Annotated in this window: 17 protein-coding genes; 11 read left to right on the plus strand and 6 right to left on the minus strand. The window is 62.2% G+C overall.

The window, feature by feature from the left end; genetic code table 11:
- The first annotated feature begins 53 nt into the window (after positions 1-53).
- The 4 genes from AABE10_RS07265 (at position 54) to nadC (ending at position 4,978) form a co-directional block, all read left to right on the plus strand.
- A complete protein-coding gene (locus AABE10_RS07265; RefSeq protein ID WP_342932607.1) occupies positions 54-1,412 on the plus strand; it encodes a mechanosensitive ion channel family protein in 1,359 nt (452 codons plus the stop codon).
- 207 nt (positions 1,413-1,619) lie between these two features.
- Entirely contained in the window at positions 1,620-2,816 is a 1,197-nt protein-coding gene (locus AABE10_RS07270; RefSeq protein WP_342932608.1) for a DesA family fatty acid desaturase, read from the plus strand.
- A 129-nt stretch (positions 2,817-2,945) separates the two neighbouring features.
- Positions 2,946-4,076, plus strand: a complete 1,131-nt coding sequence (gene nadA / locus AABE10_RS07275; protein WP_342932609.1) for a quinolinate synthase NadA — start codon at positions 2,946-2,948, stop codon at positions 4,074-4,076.
- The gene (gene nadC, locus AABE10_RS07280) at positions 4,076-4,978 is read left to right on the plus strand and encodes a carboxylating nicotinate-nucleotide diphosphorylase (protein WP_342932610.1); all 903 of its coding nucleotides are present in this window, start codon (positions 4,076-4,078) and stop codon (positions 4,976-4,978) included. The genes nadA and nadC overlap by 1 nt, the downstream gene beginning before the upstream one ends.
- A gap of 107 nt (positions 4,979-5,085) precedes the next feature.
- Here the strand turns inward: nadC and nadB are convergent, their stop codons facing one another.
- The 4 genes from nadB to radC all read right to left on the minus strand — a co-directional run bounded on the left by nadB (position 5,086) and on the right by radC (position 8,387).
- Positions 5,086-6,684, minus strand: coding sequence for an L-aspartate oxidase (nadB, locus tag AABE10_RS07285; protein ID WP_342932611.1), 1,599 nt, complete (start codon positions 6,682-6,684; stop codon positions 5,086-5,088).
- A 269-nt stretch (positions 6,685-6,953) separates the two neighbouring features.
- Positions 6,954-7,121: a 50S ribosomal protein L33 gene (gene rpmG, locus AABE10_RS07290; RefSeq protein ID WP_087733803.1), complete on the minus strand. Its 168-nt coding sequence runs from the start codon at positions 7,119-7,121 to the stop codon at positions 6,954-6,956.
- A gap of 10 nt (positions 7,122-7,131) precedes the next feature.
- On the minus strand, positions 7,132-7,365 hold the full coding sequence (gene rpmB, locus AABE10_RS07295; RefSeq protein ID WP_004186391.1) for a 50S ribosomal protein L28: 234 nt from the start codon (positions 7,363-7,365) through the stop codon (positions 7,132-7,134).
- A gap of 245 nt (positions 7,366-7,610) precedes the next feature.
- Positions 7,611-8,387, minus strand: coding sequence for a RadC family protein (gene radC, locus AABE10_RS07300; protein WP_342932612.1), 777 nt, complete (start codon positions 8,385-8,387; stop codon positions 7,611-7,613).
- Between the two features lie 177 nt (positions 8,388-8,564).
- Here radC and AABE10_RS07305 point away from each other — a divergent pair, with 177 nt between their 5' ends.
- From AABE10_RS07305 to AABE10_RS07335, 7 genes are all read left to right on the plus strand, one after another.
- A complete protein-coding gene (locus AABE10_RS07305) occupies positions 8,565-9,020 on the plus strand; it encodes a peptidylprolyl isomerase (RefSeq protein WP_342932613.1) in 456 nt (151 codons plus the stop codon).
- Positions 9,021-9,022: 2 nt separating this feature from the next.
- On the plus strand, positions 9,023-9,982 hold the full coding sequence (gene ispH, locus AABE10_RS07310; protein ID WP_342932614.1) for a 4-hydroxy-3-methylbut-2-enyl diphosphate reductase: 960 nt from the start codon (positions 9,023-9,025) through the stop codon (positions 9,980-9,982).
- 539 nt (positions 9,983-10,521) lie between these two features.
- Positions 10,522-11,721, plus strand: a complete 1,200-nt coding sequence (locus AABE10_RS07315) for a branched-chain amino acid ABC transporter substrate-binding protein (protein ID WP_342932615.1) — start codon at positions 10,522-10,524, stop codon at positions 11,719-11,721.
- A gap of 227 nt (positions 11,722-11,948) precedes the next feature.
- Positions 11,949-12,899, plus strand: coding sequence for a branched-chain amino acid ABC transporter permease (locus AABE10_RS07320; RefSeq protein WP_087733808.1), 951 nt, complete (start codon positions 11,949-11,951; stop codon positions 12,897-12,899).
- Between the two features lie 18 nt (positions 12,900-12,917).
- Complete coding sequence (locus AABE10_RS07325) at positions 12,918-14,087, plus strand: ABC transporter permease subunit (RefSeq protein WP_342932616.1); 1,170 nt, start codon at positions 12,918-12,920, stop codon at positions 14,085-14,087.
- Positions 14,088-14,110: 23 nt separating this feature from the next.
- Positions 14,111-14,887 (plus strand): ABC transporter ATP-binding protein, encoded by a 777-nt coding sequence (locus tag AABE10_RS07330; protein ID WP_342932617.1) that lies wholly within the window; start codon positions 14,111-14,113, stop codon positions 14,885-14,887.
- Positions 14,887-15,603, plus strand: coding sequence for an ABC transporter ATP-binding protein (locus AABE10_RS07335; RefSeq protein WP_152755622.1), 717 nt, complete (start codon positions 14,887-14,889; stop codon positions 15,601-15,603). Before AABE10_RS07330 ends, AABE10_RS07335 begins: the two co-directional genes overlap by 1 nt.
- A 120-nt stretch (positions 15,604-15,723) precedes the next feature.
- On the opposite strand, the gene AABE10_RS07340 is transcribed toward AABE10_RS07335, so the two are convergent.
- On the minus strand, positions 15,724-16,191 hold the full coding sequence (locus AABE10_RS07340) for a GNAT family acetyltransferase (protein WP_342932618.1): 468 nt from the start codon (positions 16,189-16,191) through the stop codon (positions 15,724-15,726).
- A complete protein-coding gene (locus tag AABE10_RS07345) occupies positions 16,188-17,372 on the minus strand; it encodes an acetylornithine transaminase (protein ID WP_342932619.1) in 1,185 nt (394 codons plus the stop codon). The genes AABE10_RS07340 and AABE10_RS07345 overlap by 4 nt, the downstream gene beginning before the upstream one ends.
- Positions 17,373-17,391: the final 19 nt, after the last annotated feature.

Raw genomic sequence — 17,391 nt, forward strand, 5'->3', positions numbered from 1 at the left:
GAAGCGGTCCCGCCGGCGCACGCGTCGGCGTCGCGCCGGCTGCAGGAAACATCATGCAAAACCATCTCTTGTTCCATACGCTGGGCGATGTCGTGCGCGACTTCGGCCAGCCCGTCATTCTGTGGCAGCTCGGTGTGCTGCTGGGCGCGCTGGCGCTAGCGTGGGCGCTCGCGCGCGTCGCCCGCCGCGCGCTCGATGCGCAGCGCGATACCCGCTACGGCGCGCTGCGCTTCGGCGCGAAGGCGCTCAATCGCGCGCTGTTCCCGCTGCTCGGCGGCATTCTCGTATGGGTCTCGCAGGCGATTGCGGGGCAGTTCATCCATACGTCGCTGCTCGAACTCGCGATGGTGCCGCTCTTCGGCATCGGGCTGATTTACATCGTGTTCTATCTCGCGCGGCGCGTGTTCGGCGCCGACGGCAGCACGCATACGTGGCTGTCGCTGGTCGAAAAGCTCGTGTCGCTGATGGTGTGGGTCGGCATGGTGCTGACCGTGATGGGCATCCAGAACGACGTGCTCAAGTGGATGGCGAGCGTGCAGTTTCGCATCGCCAATACCCATTTGACGCTGCTTTCGCTGCTGTCGGGGCTGCTGTGGGTATGCGTGACGATGATCGTCGCGATGTGGCTCGGCGCGGCGCTCGAAGACAAGCTGATGCGTTCGCGCTCGCTCGACGCGAACCTGAAAGTCGTGCTGTCGCGCGTCGGACGCGCGCTGCTGATCCTCGCGGCGGTGCTGATCAGCCTGTCGCTGGTCGGGATCGACGTGACGGTGCTCGGCGTGTTCGGCGGGGCGCTCGGCGTCGGCCTCGGATTCGGCTTGCAGAAGATCGCGAGCAACTACGTGTCGGGCTTCATCATCCTGATCGACCGCTCGCTGCGCATCGGCGACACGATCAACGTCAGCGGCCTGCAAGGCATGGTCACGCAGATCCGCACACGCTACACGGTGGTGCGAGGGCTCGACGGCATCGAAACGCTGATTCCCAACGAAAAGCTGATCACCGACGTCGTGCAGAACCAGTCGTCGTATCTGACGCGCGGCAACGCGAAGGCGACCGTGCAGGTTGCGTATTCGACGGATGTCGAAAAGGCAATGGCGCTGCTGGCCGAGGCCGCGCACGGCATCGAGCGCGTGCTGCAGGAACCGAAGCCGACGCCCTTGCTCGCAGGTTTCGGCCAGGACGGCATCAATCTCGAACTCGGCTACTGGATCGAAGACGCGGCCACGGGCACAGCCGGCGTGCGTTCGAACGTGAACCGCAACATCTGGCGGCTTTTCACGGAAAACGGCATCTCGATTCCCTACGCGCAGCGCGACGTGCGCATCGTCAACGGCCCGAGCGACATCATGCCGCAGACAGTCGCAAGGACTGCCGGACGCGCGGCGAACGAACCCGGCAGCGCGGCCTGACACGCGCCTCGGCGGGTAGTGACCGGGCGTTTTTCGACCAATATCGGGAAACGCCCGGTTGATGCAGCACAACAATTTTCTTTTTTGTTACAGACACTTGGAACGGTTCGCGTAAAATATCGTCCAAAACAATCTGCTTGCTTTCACTTTCTTGACATTCGTCGTTGTATCCTTCCACGGATGTCTTCCATTCCCAGGTAAATGGCCTTGCTGAATTCCCTGCTTGATTTTCTGGCGCACGGCGCGCTGCGTTTTTCGTGGTGGCAAATCGCGTTGTGGACGCTCGCCGTCACGCACGTGACGATCATCGGCGTCACTGTCTATTTGCACCGCTGCCAGGCGCACCGCGCGCTGGACCTGCATCCCATCGCGAGCCACTTTTTCCGCTTCTGGCTGTGGATGACCACGGGCATGTTGACGGGTCAGTGGGCCGCGATTCACCGCAAGCACCACGCAAAGTGCGAAACCGAAGACGATCCGCACAGCCCGCAGACGCGCGGCATCTGGAAGGTGCTGCTCGAAGGCGCCGAACTGTATCGCGCGGAAGCGAAGAATGAAGAGACGATGCGCAAGTTCAGCCACGGCACGCCGAACGACTGGCTCGAGCGCAACGTCTACACGAAGTACCCGATCCTCGGCGTGAGCCTGATGATGGTGATCGACGTGGCGCTGTTCGGCATCGTCGGTCTGACGGTATGGGCCGTGCAGATGATCTGGATTCCGTTCTGGGCGGCTGGCGTCGTGAACGGCCTCGGACACTTCTGGGGCTATCGCAACTTCAACTCGGCAGATGCGAGCACGAATCTGCTCCCGTGGGGCATCATCATCGGCGGCGAAGAGCTGCACAACAATCACCACACGTATGCGACGTCGGCCAAGCTGTCGAACAAGTGGTATGAGTTCGATATCGGCTGGATGTACATCCGCATCATGTCGGCGTTCCGTCTTGCCAAGGTGAAGAAGCTCGCGCCGACGCCGCGTCTGACCACCGGCAAGCTCGTGCTCGACCAGGACACGCTGCAGGCCGTGCTCGCGAACCGCTACGAAGTGATGGCGCGTTACGCGAAGGCGATCAAGCGCGCGTACCGCCAGGAACTCGCGCATCTGAAGGAAATGGGCGCGCGCGAGAAATATCAGCTGATGCGCGGCGCCCGCACGTGGTTCCACAAGGAAGAAGCTGGTCTGGACGAGCCGCAGCGCCGCCAGCTTCCGCAGATTTTCGCGAACAGCCAGAAATTGCGCACGTACATCGAGTTGCGCAACGAACTGTCGGCGATGTGGGAGCGTTCGAACGCGTCGCGCGAACAGCTGCTGGTGCAATTGCAGGATTGGTGCCATCGCGCTGAACAAAGCGGCATCAAGGCGCTACAGGAATTTGCGATGCGCCTGCGTCGCTACGCATGATCCCCGACGAAATCTATTAAACTTTCGTTACGTCACAAAACCCCGCGTTGGCGGGGTTTTGCTTTTTGGGCCGCCGGAATCAGGCCGCTGAAGGCTATCGGCGGCGGAATCAGCAGGGCAGAGGAGATCATGAATCAGGCGATCAGGAGCGTCGAGTACGACCGCCCGCAGGGTGCCGCCTGCAGCGTCGGCCAGGCTTGGGCGAAGGTGCCCGAGACGCCGTCGGCGCAGGAGCGGCTCGCGTTGAAGGAGCGTATTCGCGGATTGCTCAAGCGCGAGAAGGCGGTGCTCGTCGCGCACTACTACGTCGATGCGGAATTGCAGGAGCTGGCGGACGAAACGGGCGGCTGTGTGGCCGATTCGCTGGAAATGGCGCGTTTCGGACGCGATCACGATGCGCAAACGCTGGTCGTCGCGGGCGTGCGTTTCATGGGCGAGACCGCGAAGATTCTTAGTCCAGACAAGCGCATTCTGATGCCCGATCTGGACGCAACGTGCTCGCTCGATCTCGGCTGTCCCGTCGACGAATTTTCTGCATTCTGCGATGCGCATCCGGACCGCACGGTCGTCGTCTATGCGAATACGAGTGCCGCGGTCAAGGCGCGCGCCGACTGGATGGTGACGTCATCGATCGGGCTGGAAATCGTCGCGGATCTGCATGCGCGCGGCGAAAAGATCATCTGGGCGCCGGATCGGCACTTGGGCGCGTACATCCAGAAGAAGACGGGCGCCGACATGCTGCTGTGGCAAGGCTCGTGTCTCGTGCACGACGAGTTCAAGGGCGTCGAGCTCGATCTGATGCGCGCCGAGTATCCGCACGCGAAAGTGCTCGTGCATCCGGAGTCGCCGGAAAGCGTCGTGGCGCACGCGGATGTCGTGGGTTCGACCACGCAGCTGATCGACGCGGCGAAGAACAGCGACGCGACGCACTTCATCGTCGCGACCGACCTGGGCATCCTGCATAAGATGCGTCTCGCGGCGCCCGGCAAAACCTTTATCGAAGCGCCCACGGCCGGCAATAGCGCAACGTGCAAGAGTTGCGCGCATTGTCCGTGGATGGCGATGAACGGCTTGCGCAATCTCGCCGAGGTGCTGGAGCGCGGCCACAACGAAATCTTCGTCGATCCTGCGATCCGCGCGCGCGCGCGTCTGCCGATCGACCGCATGCTCGATTTCGCTGCGCGTCACAAGAAGCGCGTGCAGGCAAGCGGCGATCTCGCGCGCGATACGGCGCTGTTCTCGAATGTGGGAGCGGCTTGATGGGTGCGAATGAATCGATGGACTTGAGGGACGCGGTATCGCCGCTTTTCGCGGAGATCCGCGCGCAATATGGCGAGGCACTCGATACCGCGATCGCGCGCAATGTCAACGATGCGCTTGCCGAGGACGTCGGCACGGGCGATCTGACCGGCCTGCTCGTTCCCGCCGACGAGATGCGCGACGCTCGCATCATCGTGCGCGAAGAGGCGGTGTTGTGCGGTGTGCCGTGGTTCAACGAAGTGATGCGCCGCGTCGATCGGCGTATCGATGTGCAATGGCGTTATCGCGAAGGCGACCTCATGGCGACGGATTCCGTCGTATGCACGTTGCGCGGCCCGGCTCGCGCGCTGCTGACCGCCGAGCGCAACGGGCTTAATTTTCTGCAGATGCTGTCGGGCGTCGCGACCGCGACGCGCAAGTTCGCCGATGCGATCGCGCATACCCGCGCACGCGTGCTCGATACGCGCAAGACGCTGCCGGGGCTGCGTCTCGCGCAAAAGTACGCAGTACGCGTCGGCGGCGGCGCGAACCAGCGGCTTGCGCTGTACGACGGCATTCTGATCAAGGAGAATCACATCGCGGCGGCGGGCGGCGTGGGCGCGGCGATGGACGCGGCACTCGCGCTGAACGCAGGCGTGCCGATCCAGATTGAAGTCGAAACGCTTGAACAACTGGGGTCGGCGCTTGTGCATGGCGCGCAGTCGATTCTTCTCGACAACTTCTCGCTGGATATGATGCGTGAAGCTGTGCGTATCACGGCTGGCCGCGCAGTGCTCGAAGTATCGGGTGGCGTGAACTTCGATACGATCCGACAGTTCGCAGACACAGGTGTTGATCGCATTTCCGTCGGCTCGCTGACGAAGGACGTGCGCGCGACCGACTTTTCGATGCGCATCGTTTGACCGCATAGTCGGCGCCGGAAAGCAAAAGGCCATCGCCCGATCTACGGGCAATGGCCTTTTTCGTTTTACTGCTCAACAGCGGTCAATAGTGGTCAACAGGCAAGACGCTATACGTTCCGATTCGGCACGCGTTCCGGGGACAGCACGGTCGGCAGCGCCTTTGGCAACGAGTTCGGCCAGTCGCGGCTGTAGTGAAGTCCGCGGCTTTCGCGCCGCGATCGCGCGCTATCGACGATCAGCGAAGCCACGTCGACCAGGTTGCGCAGTTCAAGCAGATCGCGGCTCACCTTGAAGTTCGCGTAGTACTCGTGGATCTCGTCGCGCAGCAGTGCGAGCCGGTGCCGCGCGCGCGCAAGACGCTTGTCCGTGCGCACGATGCCGACGTAGTTCCACATCAGGCGGCGCAGCTCGTCCCAGTTGTGCGCGACGACCACCTCCTCATCGGGATCTGAGACGCGGCTTTCGTCCCAATCGGGCAGCGGAGCATGCACGGCCGCGCCGAAGCCTTCTTCCTCGATCGCCTGCGCAGCCGACCGGCCGATCACGAGACACTCGAGCAGCGAATTGCTCGCGAGCCGGTTTGCGCCGTGCAAGCCGGTGTACGACGTCTCGCCGACGGCATAGAGTCCTGTCAGATCCGTGCGCCCGGCGAGATCCGTTACGACGCCGCCGCAGGTGTAATGCGCCGCCGGCACGACGGGGATCGGCTCTTTCGTAATGTCGATTCCGAATTCCAGGCACCGCGCGAGAATCGTCGGAAAATGCTCGCGCAGAAATTCGGCTGGCTGATGGCTGATGTCGAGATACACGCAGTCGATGCCGCGCTTCTTGATCTCGAAGTCGATCGCGCGCGCGACGATATCGCGCGGCGCCAGTTCGGCGCGCTCATCGTGGGCCGGCATGAAGCGCGTGCCGTCGGGCAGCTTCAGGATGCCGCCTTCGCCACGCACGGCCTCGGTGATCAGAAACGACTTGGCGTACGGGTGGAACAGGCACGTCGGATGAAACTGGATGAATTCCATGTTCGACACGCGGCAGCCGGCTCGCCAGGCCATCGCGATGCCATCGCCCGTCGCGGTATCGGGATTCGTCGTGTAGAGATAGACCTTGCCGGCGCCGCCCGTCGCGAGCACGGTGTGCGGCGCCTCGATCGTGACCGTGCGGCCGCTGGCCAGATCGAGCGCATAGAGACCGTGGCAGCGGCGTCCCGGCATGCCCAGGCGGTCCGAGGTGATCAGATCGATCGCGTAGTGATCTTCGAGCAGCGTGATGTTCGGATGATGCCGCACGCGTTCGCTTAGCGTCGCAACGACGGCATGGCCCGTGGCGTCCGCCGCGTGAATGATGCGGCGATGGCTGTGGCCGCCTTCACGCGTCAGATGGAAGCCGAGTTCGGCAGCGTCGTCTTTGGTGAACGGCACACCTTGATCGATCAGCCACTGGATGGCCTCGCGACCATGTTCGACGATAAAGCGCGTCGCGGCTTCGTCGCACAGTCCGCCGCCGGCGATCAGCGTGTCGTCGACGTGATTCTCCGTGCTGTCCGCCGAATCGAGCACGGCCGCGATGCCGCCTTGCGCCCAGTCGCTGGCGCCGTCCGTCAGCGAGCGTTTGGCGACCACGGCGACGCGTCGCGTCTGCGCGAGATTGAGCGCGACGGTCAAGCCGGCGAGCCCGCTACCGACAATCGCTACATCGAAATTCATCTCCTCTCTCCGTCGTATTGCGTGGCTCGTACAGCGAACGCCGCCGCAGCCATTCGATTGGGAAATCGAAGAGCATACGCGTTGCTGCCGTCGAGGGAAAGCTGGCCGAATGGCGAAGTCTATTGCGCGCGGCGGAAGGGTCGCGGACCATCGACGACCCCGACGACAAAGAGCGGCAAACGGCGTCGGAAGGCAGGAAAGGGGAACGCCAAAAACAAAAAGCCCCGCGTGAAGCGGGGCTTTTCGTCGTCAACAGGGCGGAAACCAGATTACTTGATCTTCGTTTCCTTGTACGCCACATGCTTGCGAACGACGGGATCGAACTTCTTGATCTCCATCTTTTCCGGCATGTTGCGCTTGTTCTTCGTCGTCGTGTAGAAGTGACCCGTACCAGCGGTCGATTCCAGCTTGATCTTGTCGCGTGCGCCTTTGGCCATGATTTACTCCTTAGGCTTCGCCACGTGCGCGCAGATCTGCGAGCACCGAGTCGATACCGTTCTTGTCGATCAGGCGCAGGCCGGCGTTCGAAACACGCAGGCGCACCCAACGGTTTTCGCTTTCAACCCAGAAACGGCGGTTTTGCAGATTCGGGAGAAAACGACGCTTGGTCTTGTTGTTCGCGTGGGAAACGTTGTTGCCGCTCATCGGCGCTTTCCCAGTTACTTGGCATACGCGTGCCATGAGAGCACTCCTAATACGCTAATTCTGAGTTCGAACGCCGTGAAGTTTCCCGGGAAAACCAGAGGACCGAGCCGTAGCCGACTGCAATCACTCGCTTTCCGGAAAGGCCTTGGTGGCTTCGGAACAGGGTTGGAAAGAGGCAAACCGAGAGTCTAGCAGAAAAAGAGCCGCAAAATCAAACCTTATTTGGAGACGGCTGGCGGCTGCGCAACGGCATCTTTGCGCTGTGCCCACTGTTCCAGATATCACGGCCAGCCTGCGCGGGCAAACGAGAACGTGTCGTTCGCGCCGATCACCAGATGGTCGATCAACTGCACGTCGATGAGCGCGAGGGTATCGCGTAGCACCCGCGTAAGCTGGCGGTCGCTGGCGCTTGGCTTGACAGCGCCAGACGGGTGATTATGCGCGACGATCAGGCTTGCCGCATTCACCGACAGCGCCCGCCGCACGATCTCGCGCGGATACACGGCCATGCGGGTGAGCGAGCCGCGCGAATTCTCCTCCGAGCGGATCAGCCGGTGGCGTGTGTCCAGAAAGAGACAAACGAACACCTCATAAGGCCGCGAGCCGATCAGCAGGCGTAAATAGTCTTCGACGGCTTCTGGCGAATCGATCAATGGGCGCTCGCGCATCTTTTCGGCGAGCGCGCGCCGCGCCAGCTCCATGATGGCCAGCAACTGCGCGCGCTTGGCAGGGCCGACGCCGCGCACGCCGTTGAAATCCTCGGGCGTCGCGTCGAGCATCGCGCGCAGCGAGCCGAAGCGCTGTAGCAGCGAGCGCGCGACATCGAAGACATTATGTCCGGGCAGCCCGGAACCCAGCACGAGCGCCACCAGTTCGGTATCGGACAGTGCCGCCGCGCCGGCGTCGAGCAGCCGCTCGCGGGGCATGTCGCGCACGGGCCATGCGGGTGCGGGGACGGACGTAGGCAGGGACGCCGAAACAGGCGCTGGCAAGGGCGCGGCGCGGCGGACGGAGGTTTTCTCCGCTTCGTTGAGCGGGATGACTATCGGATCGTTCATGGCAAAGTCCTTCGTGATTCGGTGGAGCGGCGACGACGCGCCGCGCAGCGGCGTTCCAGCCGGCTCGGGATATGTGGCTTACAATAGAGCCTTTGAGCACGGCGCCCGACGGCCTGCCATGCGCGCGACCTCTGCCGCCGCGCCCTGCGCCGCGCGCCACGACTGAACGAGTACCGCATGAGCATCATCGACATCTCCGAAGTGAAACCCGGTTCGCACGTCACGCTTCATTACCGGCTTTCGCTCGCCGATGGCACCGAGATCGTCAGCACTTTCAACGACAAGCCCGCCACGCTGCTGCTGGGCGCCGGCCAACTGGCGCAACCGCTGGAAGACATTTTGCTGGGCCTGAAGGCGGGACACCACTCGACCTTTCAGCTAGAGCCGGGTCAGGCATTCGGTCCGCGCAATCCTGAAATGATCCAGCGCGTGTCGCTGGCCACGCTGCGTGAAAACAGCATGATCGGCGAGGATTTTTCTCCCGGCGATCTCGTCGAATTCAATGCGCCGGGTGGCGGCCGCTACGCCGGCGTGCTCAAGGAAGTCGGCGAAACCTCGGCGCTCTTCGATTTCAACCATCCGCTCGCCGGCCAGGCGCTGACGTTCGAAGTAAAAATCATCGGGATCCTGTAAACATGAGCATCACGGACACGACTCTCGCCGAAGCTGAAATCCTGCTTGCGCAACCGCGCGGATTTTGCGCCGGCGTCGACCGGGCGATCGAGATCGTCGAACGCGCCATCAAGCTGTACGGTTCGCCGATCTACGTGCGCCACGAAATCGTTCACAACGCGTATGTCGTCGAAGACCTGCGCAAGAAGGGCGCGATTTTCATCGAGCAGCTCGAAGAAGTGCCCGCGGGCAGCACGGTGATCTTCAGCGCGCACGGCGTATCGAAGGCAGTGCGTGCCGAAGCCGAAGAGCGCGGGCTGCGCGTCTACGATGCGACGTGTCCGCTCGTCACGAAGGTGCACATCGAAGTCGCGAAAATGCGCGCGGAAGGCTTCGACATCGTGATGATCGGCCACAAAGGCCATCCGGAAGTCGAGGGCACGATGGGGCAGACGGGCGAAGGCATGTATCTCGTCGAAGACATCGAGGACGTGCAGGCGCTGCAACTCGCCGACCCCGAGCGCATCGCCTACGTGACGCAGACGACGCTGTCCGTCGACGATGCCGCGCAGATCATCTCCGCGCTGAAGGCGAAGTATCCGAACATCAAGGAGCCGAAGAAGCAGGACATCTGCTACGCGACGCAAAACCGCCAGGACGCCGTCAAGTTCATGGCGCCGCAATGCGACGTCGTGATCGTCGTCGGTAGCCCGAACAGCTCGAATTCCAACCGGCTGCGCGAACTCGCAGAGAAACTCGGCGTGCCTGCCTATATGGTGGACTCGCCCGATCAGATCGATCCCGCCTGGGTTGCGGATAAGCGCCGCATCGGCGTGACGGCTGGCGCATCGGCGCCCGAGGCGCTGGCGCAGGCCGTGATCGGCCGTCTGCGGGAACTCGGCGTGCGCAGCGTGCGCGCGCTCGAAGGCATCGAGGAAAACATCGCTTTTCCGCTGCCGCGCGGCCTCGGTTTGCCGGCCTGACGAACCCACCCCAATCGAAAAAGCGCGCCGCGGGCGCGCTTTTTTTGTATCCGCACAAGCCGAAAATCGACGAGAAAACGGTGTCATATCACGGAAAAAGGCGAGATGCACGGTGTCGGGACGCACATTCTTTTTGACATTTGGGGCGTATCCTGGCCTAAGATGAATGATCGCGCCCCGTTTTACATCAGACGAACGATCAGCTAACAGATCAGTCGCACAAATTTGGTGCATTTGCAGGCGTGAGATCCGGCGCAAGGCCGCCTTGTATCGAAGTCCGCTCGACAGGGCTCAGAGCGCCGTCCATGCAACAACTGATGTTGCGGAGCGTCATTCATGGTGCAACTGGTGCACGAAAATCTGGCGCAACCGGGTTGCAATCTGCATGCGCTAGAGGTCTCAAAAAGCGGTTGCAATGCAGGAAAACCCTGCGCATTCAACAATATTGCCCGTCGCATAATTGGAGTTACAATGCGCGCGTTCTCAAGGCTTCAGGGCCTCGGAACGCCAGATTTTGCAAGGCGCAGGAGACCTATTTAATGCGAGTCAAGTTTGCTTGTGCCGTGTCCATCGCGGCCGCGGTCGCGATGTTGACCGCGTGCAGCAAAAAAAACGATGGCGAGGCAAGCACGGGCGCGTCGGCTGCAGTGGCAGCGTCGGCACCTGCAAGCGAAGTGACTGTCGTGAAGATCGGTCATGCGGCTCCGTTGACGGGCGGCATTGCGCATCTGGGAAAGGACAATGAAAACGGGGCGCGTCTCGCGACAGAGGAGATCAACGCGCAGGGGTTGACCATAGACGGCCGCAAGATCCAGCTTCAACTCGACGCGCAGGACGACGCAGGCGACCCGAAAACGGGCACGCAAGTCGCGCAGAAGCTGGTCGACGACCGCGTCGTCGCCGTGGTCGGGCATCTGAACTCGGGTGTCTCGATTCCCGCATCGAAAATCTATAGCGACGCAGGCATCGTGCAGATTTCGCCGTCCTCGACGAATCCGGCCTATACGCAGCAGGGTTTCAAGACGACCTTCCGGGTCGTCGCAACCGATGAGCAGCAAGGTCCGGCGCTGGCGAACTACGCGACGAAGTCACTCGGCGCGAAACGGATCGCCGTCGTCGACGATGCGACTGCCTATGGCAAGGGTCTTGCTGACGAATTCGCGAAGACTGCCGAAGCGGGCGGCGCGAAGATCGTCGCGCGCGAGGCGACCAATGACCGGGCCACGGATTTCCGGGCCATTCTCACCAAAATCAAAAGTGCTCAGCCGGACGCCATCATGTTCGGCGGCATGGATGCAACGGGCGGGCCGTTCACAAAACAGGCAGCCGCGCTCGGAATCAGGGCAAAAATCCTTGGCGGCGACGGCGTGTGCACCGACAAGGTAGGGGAGCTGGCGGGTAGTGCCGTTCAGAACCTCGTATGTTCGGAAGCAGGTCTTGCGCTTTCGAAGATGGACAGGGGAGCGGACTTCGAAAAGAAGTACGACGCACGCTTCCACACGCCGGTGCAGATTTACGCGCCGTTCACGTATGACGCTGTGTACGTGATCGTCGATGCAATGAAGCGCGCCAACTCGATCGAGCCGTCCAAGGTGCTCGCTGCGATGCCGTCGACCGACTACACAGGTGTCATCGGTCACATCGCATTCGACAACAAGGGCGATTTGAAAGAAGGCGCTATTACGCTTTACGACTTCAAGGACGGCAAGAAAGCCGTCCTCGATGTCGTGAAGATGTAATGACGGGACGTACAGCCTGACGGCACCGGACCATCCGACGGTGCCGTTTTTGCATCCGCGTCGAGTGCGACTGCCGCTGCAACCCAGCGACCACGAACGCTCGATGGAAATAACCCTTACCGGTCTTTTATATCAGTACCCGCAGTGCCGTTGCGATTCCGCGAAGCATCAGCGCCAACCGGCAGATGAAGAGCGCGAATCCAGTCGCACGGGCTAAGGAGCATTAAATGGATATTTTCATCCAGCAGGTTCTCAACGGGCTGGTGCTTGGCAGTGTCTACGCCATCATTGCACTCGGCTATACGATGGTGTACGGCATTCTCGGCATCATCAACTTCGCGCACGGCGACATCCTGATGGTGGGGGCGATGGTTGCCCTGTCCTGCATCGGTGTGTTGCAGAACCACTTCCCCGGTCTCGGCAACGTGCCGACGCTGTGCATCGCGCTGGCCATTGCCGCCGTGGTGTGCGCAGTGGTGGGCTACACGATCGAGCGCGTCGCGTACCGGCCGCTGCGCAAAGCGCCGCGTCTCGCCCCGCTGATCACCGCAATCGGCGTGTCGATCCTGCTGCAAACGCTCGCGATGATGATCTGGTCGCGCAACCCGCTGCCGTTCCCGCAGCTTCTGCCGACCGATCCCCTCAACGTGATCAAGGCCACGGACACGACGCCGGGCGCCGTGATCTCGATGACTGAAATCGTGATCATCGTCGTGGCGTTCCTCGTGATGGCGGGCCTCCTGCTGCTCGTGCACAAGACGAAGCTCGGCCGCGCGATGCGCGCGATCGCCGAGAACCCGGGCGTCGCCTCGCTGATGGGCGTGAACCCGAACTTCGTGATCTCGGCGACTTTCATGATTGGCTCGGCGCTGGCTGCGCTGGCGGGCGTGATGATCGCGTCGGAATACGGCAACGCGCACTTCTATATGGGCTTCATCCCCGGCCTGAAGGCGTTCACGGCAGCCGTGCTCGGCGGTATCGGCAACCTGGGCGGCGCGATGGTCGGCGGCGTGATTCTCGGCCTGATCGAACAGCTGGGCGCGGGCTACATCGGCAACCTGACGGGTGGCGTGTTCGGCAGTAACTATCAGGACGTGTTCGCATTCATCGTGCTGATCATCGTGCTGGTGTTCCGTCCGTCGGGCCTGCTCGGCGAACGTGTTGCGGATCGTGCGTAAGGGAAAGGAGTAAACACAATGACCTCAATTCAACCGATCGAGCCGTCCACGACGCTCGTCCCCGAACGCAACATGACGAAAACGCTGACGGTGGGCATTCTCACCGCCGTGTTCGTGATCGCTGCGCCGATGATCATCGGCACGGCAGGCGGCAACTACTGGGTCCGCGTGCTCGACTTCGCGATGCTGTACGTGATGCTCGCGCTGGGTCTGAACGTGGTGGTCGGCTTTGCCGGCCTGCTGGACCTGGGCTACATCGCGTTCTACGCAGTGGGCGCCTACACGGCGGCACTGCTGAGCTCGCCGCACCTGTCGACGCAGTTCGAATGGATCGCGCATCTCGCGCCGGGCGGCCTGCACACGCCGTTCTGGATCATCGTGCCGATCGCGATGGCGATTGCCGCGTTCTTCGGCGTGATTCTCGGTGCGCCGACGCTGCGTCTGCGTGGCGACTACCTCGCGATCGTGACGTTGGGCTTCGGGGAAATCGTCCGGATCTTCCTGAACAACCTCGACCGTCCGGCGAACATCACGAACGGCCCGAAGGGCATCACGGGCATCGATCCGATCCACGTCGGCGACTTCAGCCTCTCGCAGTCGCACTCGCTGTTCGGCTTCCAGTTCCCGTCGGTGTACTCGTACTACTACGTGTTCGTGCTGTGCGCGCTGCTGGTGATCTGGGTGTGTACGCGTCTGCAGCACTCGCGCATCGGCCGCGCATGGGCCGCGATCCGCGAAGATGAAATCGCCGCGAAGGCGATGGGTATCAACACGCGTGACGTGAAGCTGCTCGCGTTCGCGATGGGCGCGTCGTTCGGCGGCCTGTCGGGCGCGATGTTCGGTATGTTCCAGGGCTTCGTGTCGCCGGAATCGTTCACGCTGCCGGAATCGATCGTCGTGCTCGCGTGCGTCGTGCTGGGCGGCATGGGCCACATCCCGGGCGTGATTCTCGGCGCCGTGTTGCTCGCCGTGCTGCCGGAATTCCTGCGCTCGACGATGGGTCCGCTGCAAAACATGCTCTTCGGTCATGAGATCGTCGATACGGAAGTGATCCGTCAGCTCGTCTACGCACTCGCGATGGTGCTGATCATGCTGTACCGCTCGGAAGGCCTGTGGCCGTCGCCGAAGCATGAGGACAAGATCGCGAAACTGGCGAAGCGCAACGGCAAGAAGCCGGTGCGCGCGTAACGGACAGGACAGGAGTGAAAGATATGAGCGACAAACAAATCCGTCTGTCCGTGAAGGGCGTGAACAAGCGCTTCGGCGGCCTGCAGGCGCTGTCGGATGTCGGGCTCGAAATCGAGGAGGGCTCCATCTACGGTCTGATCGGCCCGAACGGCGCCGGCAAGACCACGTTCTTCAATGTGATCACGGGCCTCTATACGCCGGACTCGGGCGAGTTCAAGCTCGACGGCACGGCGTATACGCCGACGGCCGTGTATCAGGTGGCGAAGGCAGGCATTGCGCGTACGTTCCAGAACATCCGTCTGTTCGGCGGCATGACCGCGCTGGAAAACGTGATGGTCGGCCGTCACGTGCGCACGAAGCACGGTCTGCTCGGCGCTGTGTTCCAGACGCCCGCTGAGCGTCAGGAAGAGCGCGAAATCAAGGAGCGCGCGCTGGAACTTCTGGAGTACGTCGGCGTGCTGCAATACGCGGACTATACGTCGCGCAATCTGTCGTACGGCCACCAGCGCCGTCTGGAAATCGCGCGCGCGCTGGCGACCGATCCGAAGCTGCTCGCGCTCGACGAACCGGCTGCCGGCATGAACGCGACGGAAAAAGTCGAACTGACGAAGCTGCTCGACAAGATCCGCAGTGACGGCAAGACGATTCTGCTGATCGAGCACGACGTGAAACTGGTGATGGGCCTGTGCAATCGGATGACAGTGCTCGACTATGGCAAGGTGATCGCCGAAGGTCTGCCGCAGGACGTGCAGAAGGACCCGAAGGTGATCGAGGCTTATCTCGGTGCGGGGGTCCACTGATGGCTACGGCAATGTTGAAAATCAAGGGCCTGCAGGTCAACTACGGCGGCATTCAGGCCGTCAAGGGTGTCGACCTTGAAATCGCGCAGGGCGAACTCGTCACGCTGATCGGCGCGAACGGCGCAGGCAAGACGACGACGATGAAAGCGATCACGGGCCTCAAGCCTTACTCGGCCGGCGACATCGAATACATGGGCCAGTCGATCAAGGGCGTGCCGCCGCACGAGTTGCTCAAGCGCGGCCTTGCGATGGTGCCGGAAGGCCGGGGCATTTTCGCGCGCATGTCGATTGTCGAGAACATGCAGATGGGCGCGTATCTGCGCAACGATACGGATGGCATCAAGAAGGACGTCGAGCGCATGTTCGGCTTCTTTCCGCGCCTGAAAGAACGGGCAACGCAGCTTGCAGGCACGCTGTCGGGCGGCGAACAGCAGATGCTCGCGATGGCGCGCGCCGTCATCTCGAAGCCGAAGCTGCTGCTGCTGGATGAACCATCGATGGGTCTGTCGCCGATCATGGTCGAGAAGATCTTCGAAGTGGTGCGCGAGATCTCGAAGGAAGGCATCACGGTGATGCTGGTCGAGCAGAACGCGCGTCTCGCGTTGCAGGCAGCGGATCGTGGCTACGTGATGGATTCGGGCACGGTCACGATGTCGGGTGACGCGAAGCAGATGCTCGACGATCCGAAGGTGCGCGCCGCGTATCTCGGCGAGTGAGTCTCGTGGACCGGTTGTAGTCAACGGCAACGCGCAATAAACAAAGGCCGCATGCGTCAGCGTGCGGCCTTCGTGTTTTCAGCGATTCAACGCGCGGCGATGCAAGCGCTCAAGCCACACTCAAGCCAACGCGCCGAGCCGCTTGCCGAGGCTGATGACTTCATCGGCGCGATAGCCGAGCGATTCGTAGAAAGCACGCACGTCGGCCTTCGCGCTCAGCACCTGAAGATTGACCTTCGGACAGCCGCGCGCCGTCAACGCCGCTTCCGCGTGACGCACCAGCCGCGTGCCGATGCCCTGACGCCGTTGCGTCGGGTCGACCGCGAGCGAGTACAGCCAGCCGCGATGCCCGTCGTAGCCGGCCATCACGGTGCCGACGATGCGCGCATCCATCGCCGCGACAAAGAACAGCTCGGGCTGTGTCGCGAGCTTGTTCGCGATAGACAGATGCGGATTGCGCTGCGGCCTGCTCGCGTCCTTGTACTCCGGGAACGCGTCGGTCCACAGCGCGACGACGGCATCCATATCGGCCGCGTCGAAGCAGCGGATAGACAGTGACGAAGCAGCCAGTGACGATGCAGCCGTCACAGCGTGTCCAGAATCGAGCGCAGCATCGACATCATCTGGTCGATTTCTTCCGTCGTCACGTTGAGCGCCGGCATGAAGCGCAGCAGATTCGGACGCGCGGCGTTGAGCAGCAGGCCGTCCGGCTGCATCAGGCGCGCCTTTTCGACGATCTGGTTGCCGATGTCCTTGCCGAGCAGCAGCGCGCGCAGCAGACCTTCGCCGCGCTCGCCCCCAAAGCCGCGCTCTTCCGACAGCTCGAGCAGCTTCGCGCGCAGATATTCGCCGCGTGCCTTCACGCCATCGAGGAAGCCGGGCGCCGTCAGTTGCGAGATCACCGAATAGCCGACTGCCGTCATCAGCGGATTGCCGTTGTACGTGCCGCCCTGTTCACCCGCTTCGAACACTTCGGCTTCCTTCGTGCATAGCAGCGCGCCGAGCGGCACGCCGCCGCCGATGCCCTTCGCAAGCGTCATCACGTCGGGCTCGATACCCGACAGCTCGTACGCGAACAGCGTCCCCGCGCGGCCGCAACCGCTTTGCACTTCATCGACGATCAGGAGCAGGTTGTGCTTCTTCGTCAGCTCGCGCAGCTGCTGCATGAATTCGCGCGTTGCGGGAATCACGCCGCCTTCGCCCTGGATCGGTTCGAGCATCACGGCGACCGTCTTGTCGCCGATCAGCTTCTCGACGGACGCGATATCGTTCAGATCCGCTTTCGGGAAGCCGGGCACCTGCGGTGCGTAGATCGTGTCCCATCCCGGCTTGCCGCTCGCCGACATCGTCGCGAGCGTTCGTCCGTGGAAGCTGTGATCGAACGTGATGATTTCATACGCGCCATTCTTGAATTTCTTGCCCCACTTGCGCGCGAGCTTGATCGCGCCTTCGTTCGCTTCGGCGCCGCTGTTCGTGAAGAACACCTTGTCGAAGCAGCTGTGTTGCGTGAGCAGGCTGGCGAGCTTGGCCATCGGCTCGTTGTAGAACGCCGGCGACGGGTTGATCAGCGTGCGTGCCTGGTGCGTGAGCGCTTCGATCATGCCTTCGTTGCAGTGGCCGAGGCTGTTCACGGCCCAGCCCTGGATGAAGTCGAGATATCGCTTGCCTTCGTTGTCGTAGAGCCACGAGCCTTTGCCGTGCGTGAAAACGATTTCGGGCCGGTTCGTGATGTACATCAGCGAATCGATCGGGTACTCATTGAAGTTCATGGCTACAGGCTCCAGGCAA

Origin of the sequence: Paraburkholderia diazotrophica, assembly GCF_038900755.1 — a bacterium.
GTDB classification, from domain to species: Bacteria; Pseudomonadota; Gammaproteobacteria; order Burkholderiales; family Burkholderiaceae; genus Paraburkholderia; species Paraburkholderia diazotrophica_A.

What these genes read in the sequence shown, in the direction of transcription:
- AABE10_RS07265 (WP_342932607.1), top strand. Translation starts at nt 54, where the DNA reads ATGCAAAACCATCTCTTGTTCCATACGCTGGGCGATGTCGTGCGCGAC.
- nadA (WP_342932609.1), top strand. Translation starts at nt 2,946, where the DNA reads ATGAATCAGGCGATCAGGAGCGTCGAGTACGACCGCCCGCAGGGTGCC.
- nadC (WP_342932610.1), top strand. Translation starts at nt 4,076, where the DNA reads ATGGGTGCGAATGAATCGATGGACTTGAGGGACGCGGTATCGCCGCTT.
- nadB (WP_342932611.1), bottom strand. Translation starts at nt 6,684, where the DNA reads ATGAATTTCGATGTAGCGATTGTCGGTAGCGGGCTCGCCGGCTTGACC.
- rpmG (WP_087733803.1), bottom strand. Translation starts at nt 7,121, where the DNA reads ATGGCCAAAGGCGCACGCGACAAGATCAAGCTGGAATCGACCGCTGGT.
- rpmB (WP_004186391.1), bottom strand. Translation starts at nt 7,365, where the DNA reads ATGGCACGCGTATGCCAAGTAACTGGGAAAGCGCCGATGAGCGGCAAC.
- radC (WP_342932612.1), bottom strand. Translation starts at nt 8,387, where the DNA reads ATGAACGATCCGATAGTCATCCCGCTCAACGAAGCGGAGAAAACCTCC.
- AABE10_RS07305 (WP_342932613.1), top strand. Translation starts at nt 8,565, where the DNA reads ATGAGCATCATCGACATCTCCGAAGTGAAACCCGGTTCGCACGTCACG.
- ispH (WP_342932614.1), top strand. Translation starts at nt 9,023, where the DNA reads ATGAGCATCACGGACACGACTCTCGCCGAAGCTGAAATCCTGCTTGCG.
- AABE10_RS07315 (WP_342932615.1), top strand. Translation starts at nt 10,522, where the DNA reads ATGCGAGTCAAGTTTGCTTGTGCCGTGTCCATCGCGGCCGCGGTCGCG.
- AABE10_RS07320 (WP_087733808.1), top strand. Translation starts at nt 11,949, where the DNA reads ATGGATATTTTCATCCAGCAGGTTCTCAACGGGCTGGTGCTTGGCAGT.
- AABE10_RS07325 (WP_342932616.1), top strand. Translation starts at nt 12,918, where the DNA reads ATGACCTCAATTCAACCGATCGAGCCGTCCACGACGCTCGTCCCCGAA.
- AABE10_RS07330 (WP_342932617.1), top strand. Translation starts at nt 14,111, where the DNA reads ATGAGCGACAAACAAATCCGTCTGTCCGTGAAGGGCGTGAACAAGCGC.
- AABE10_RS07335 (WP_152755622.1), top strand. Translation starts at nt 14,887, where the DNA reads ATGGCTACGGCAATGTTGAAAATCAAGGGCCTGCAGGTCAACTACGGC.
- AABE10_RS07345 (WP_342932619.1), bottom strand. Translation starts at nt 17,372, where the DNA reads ATGAACTTCAATGAGTACCCGATCGATTCGCTGATGTACATCACGAAC.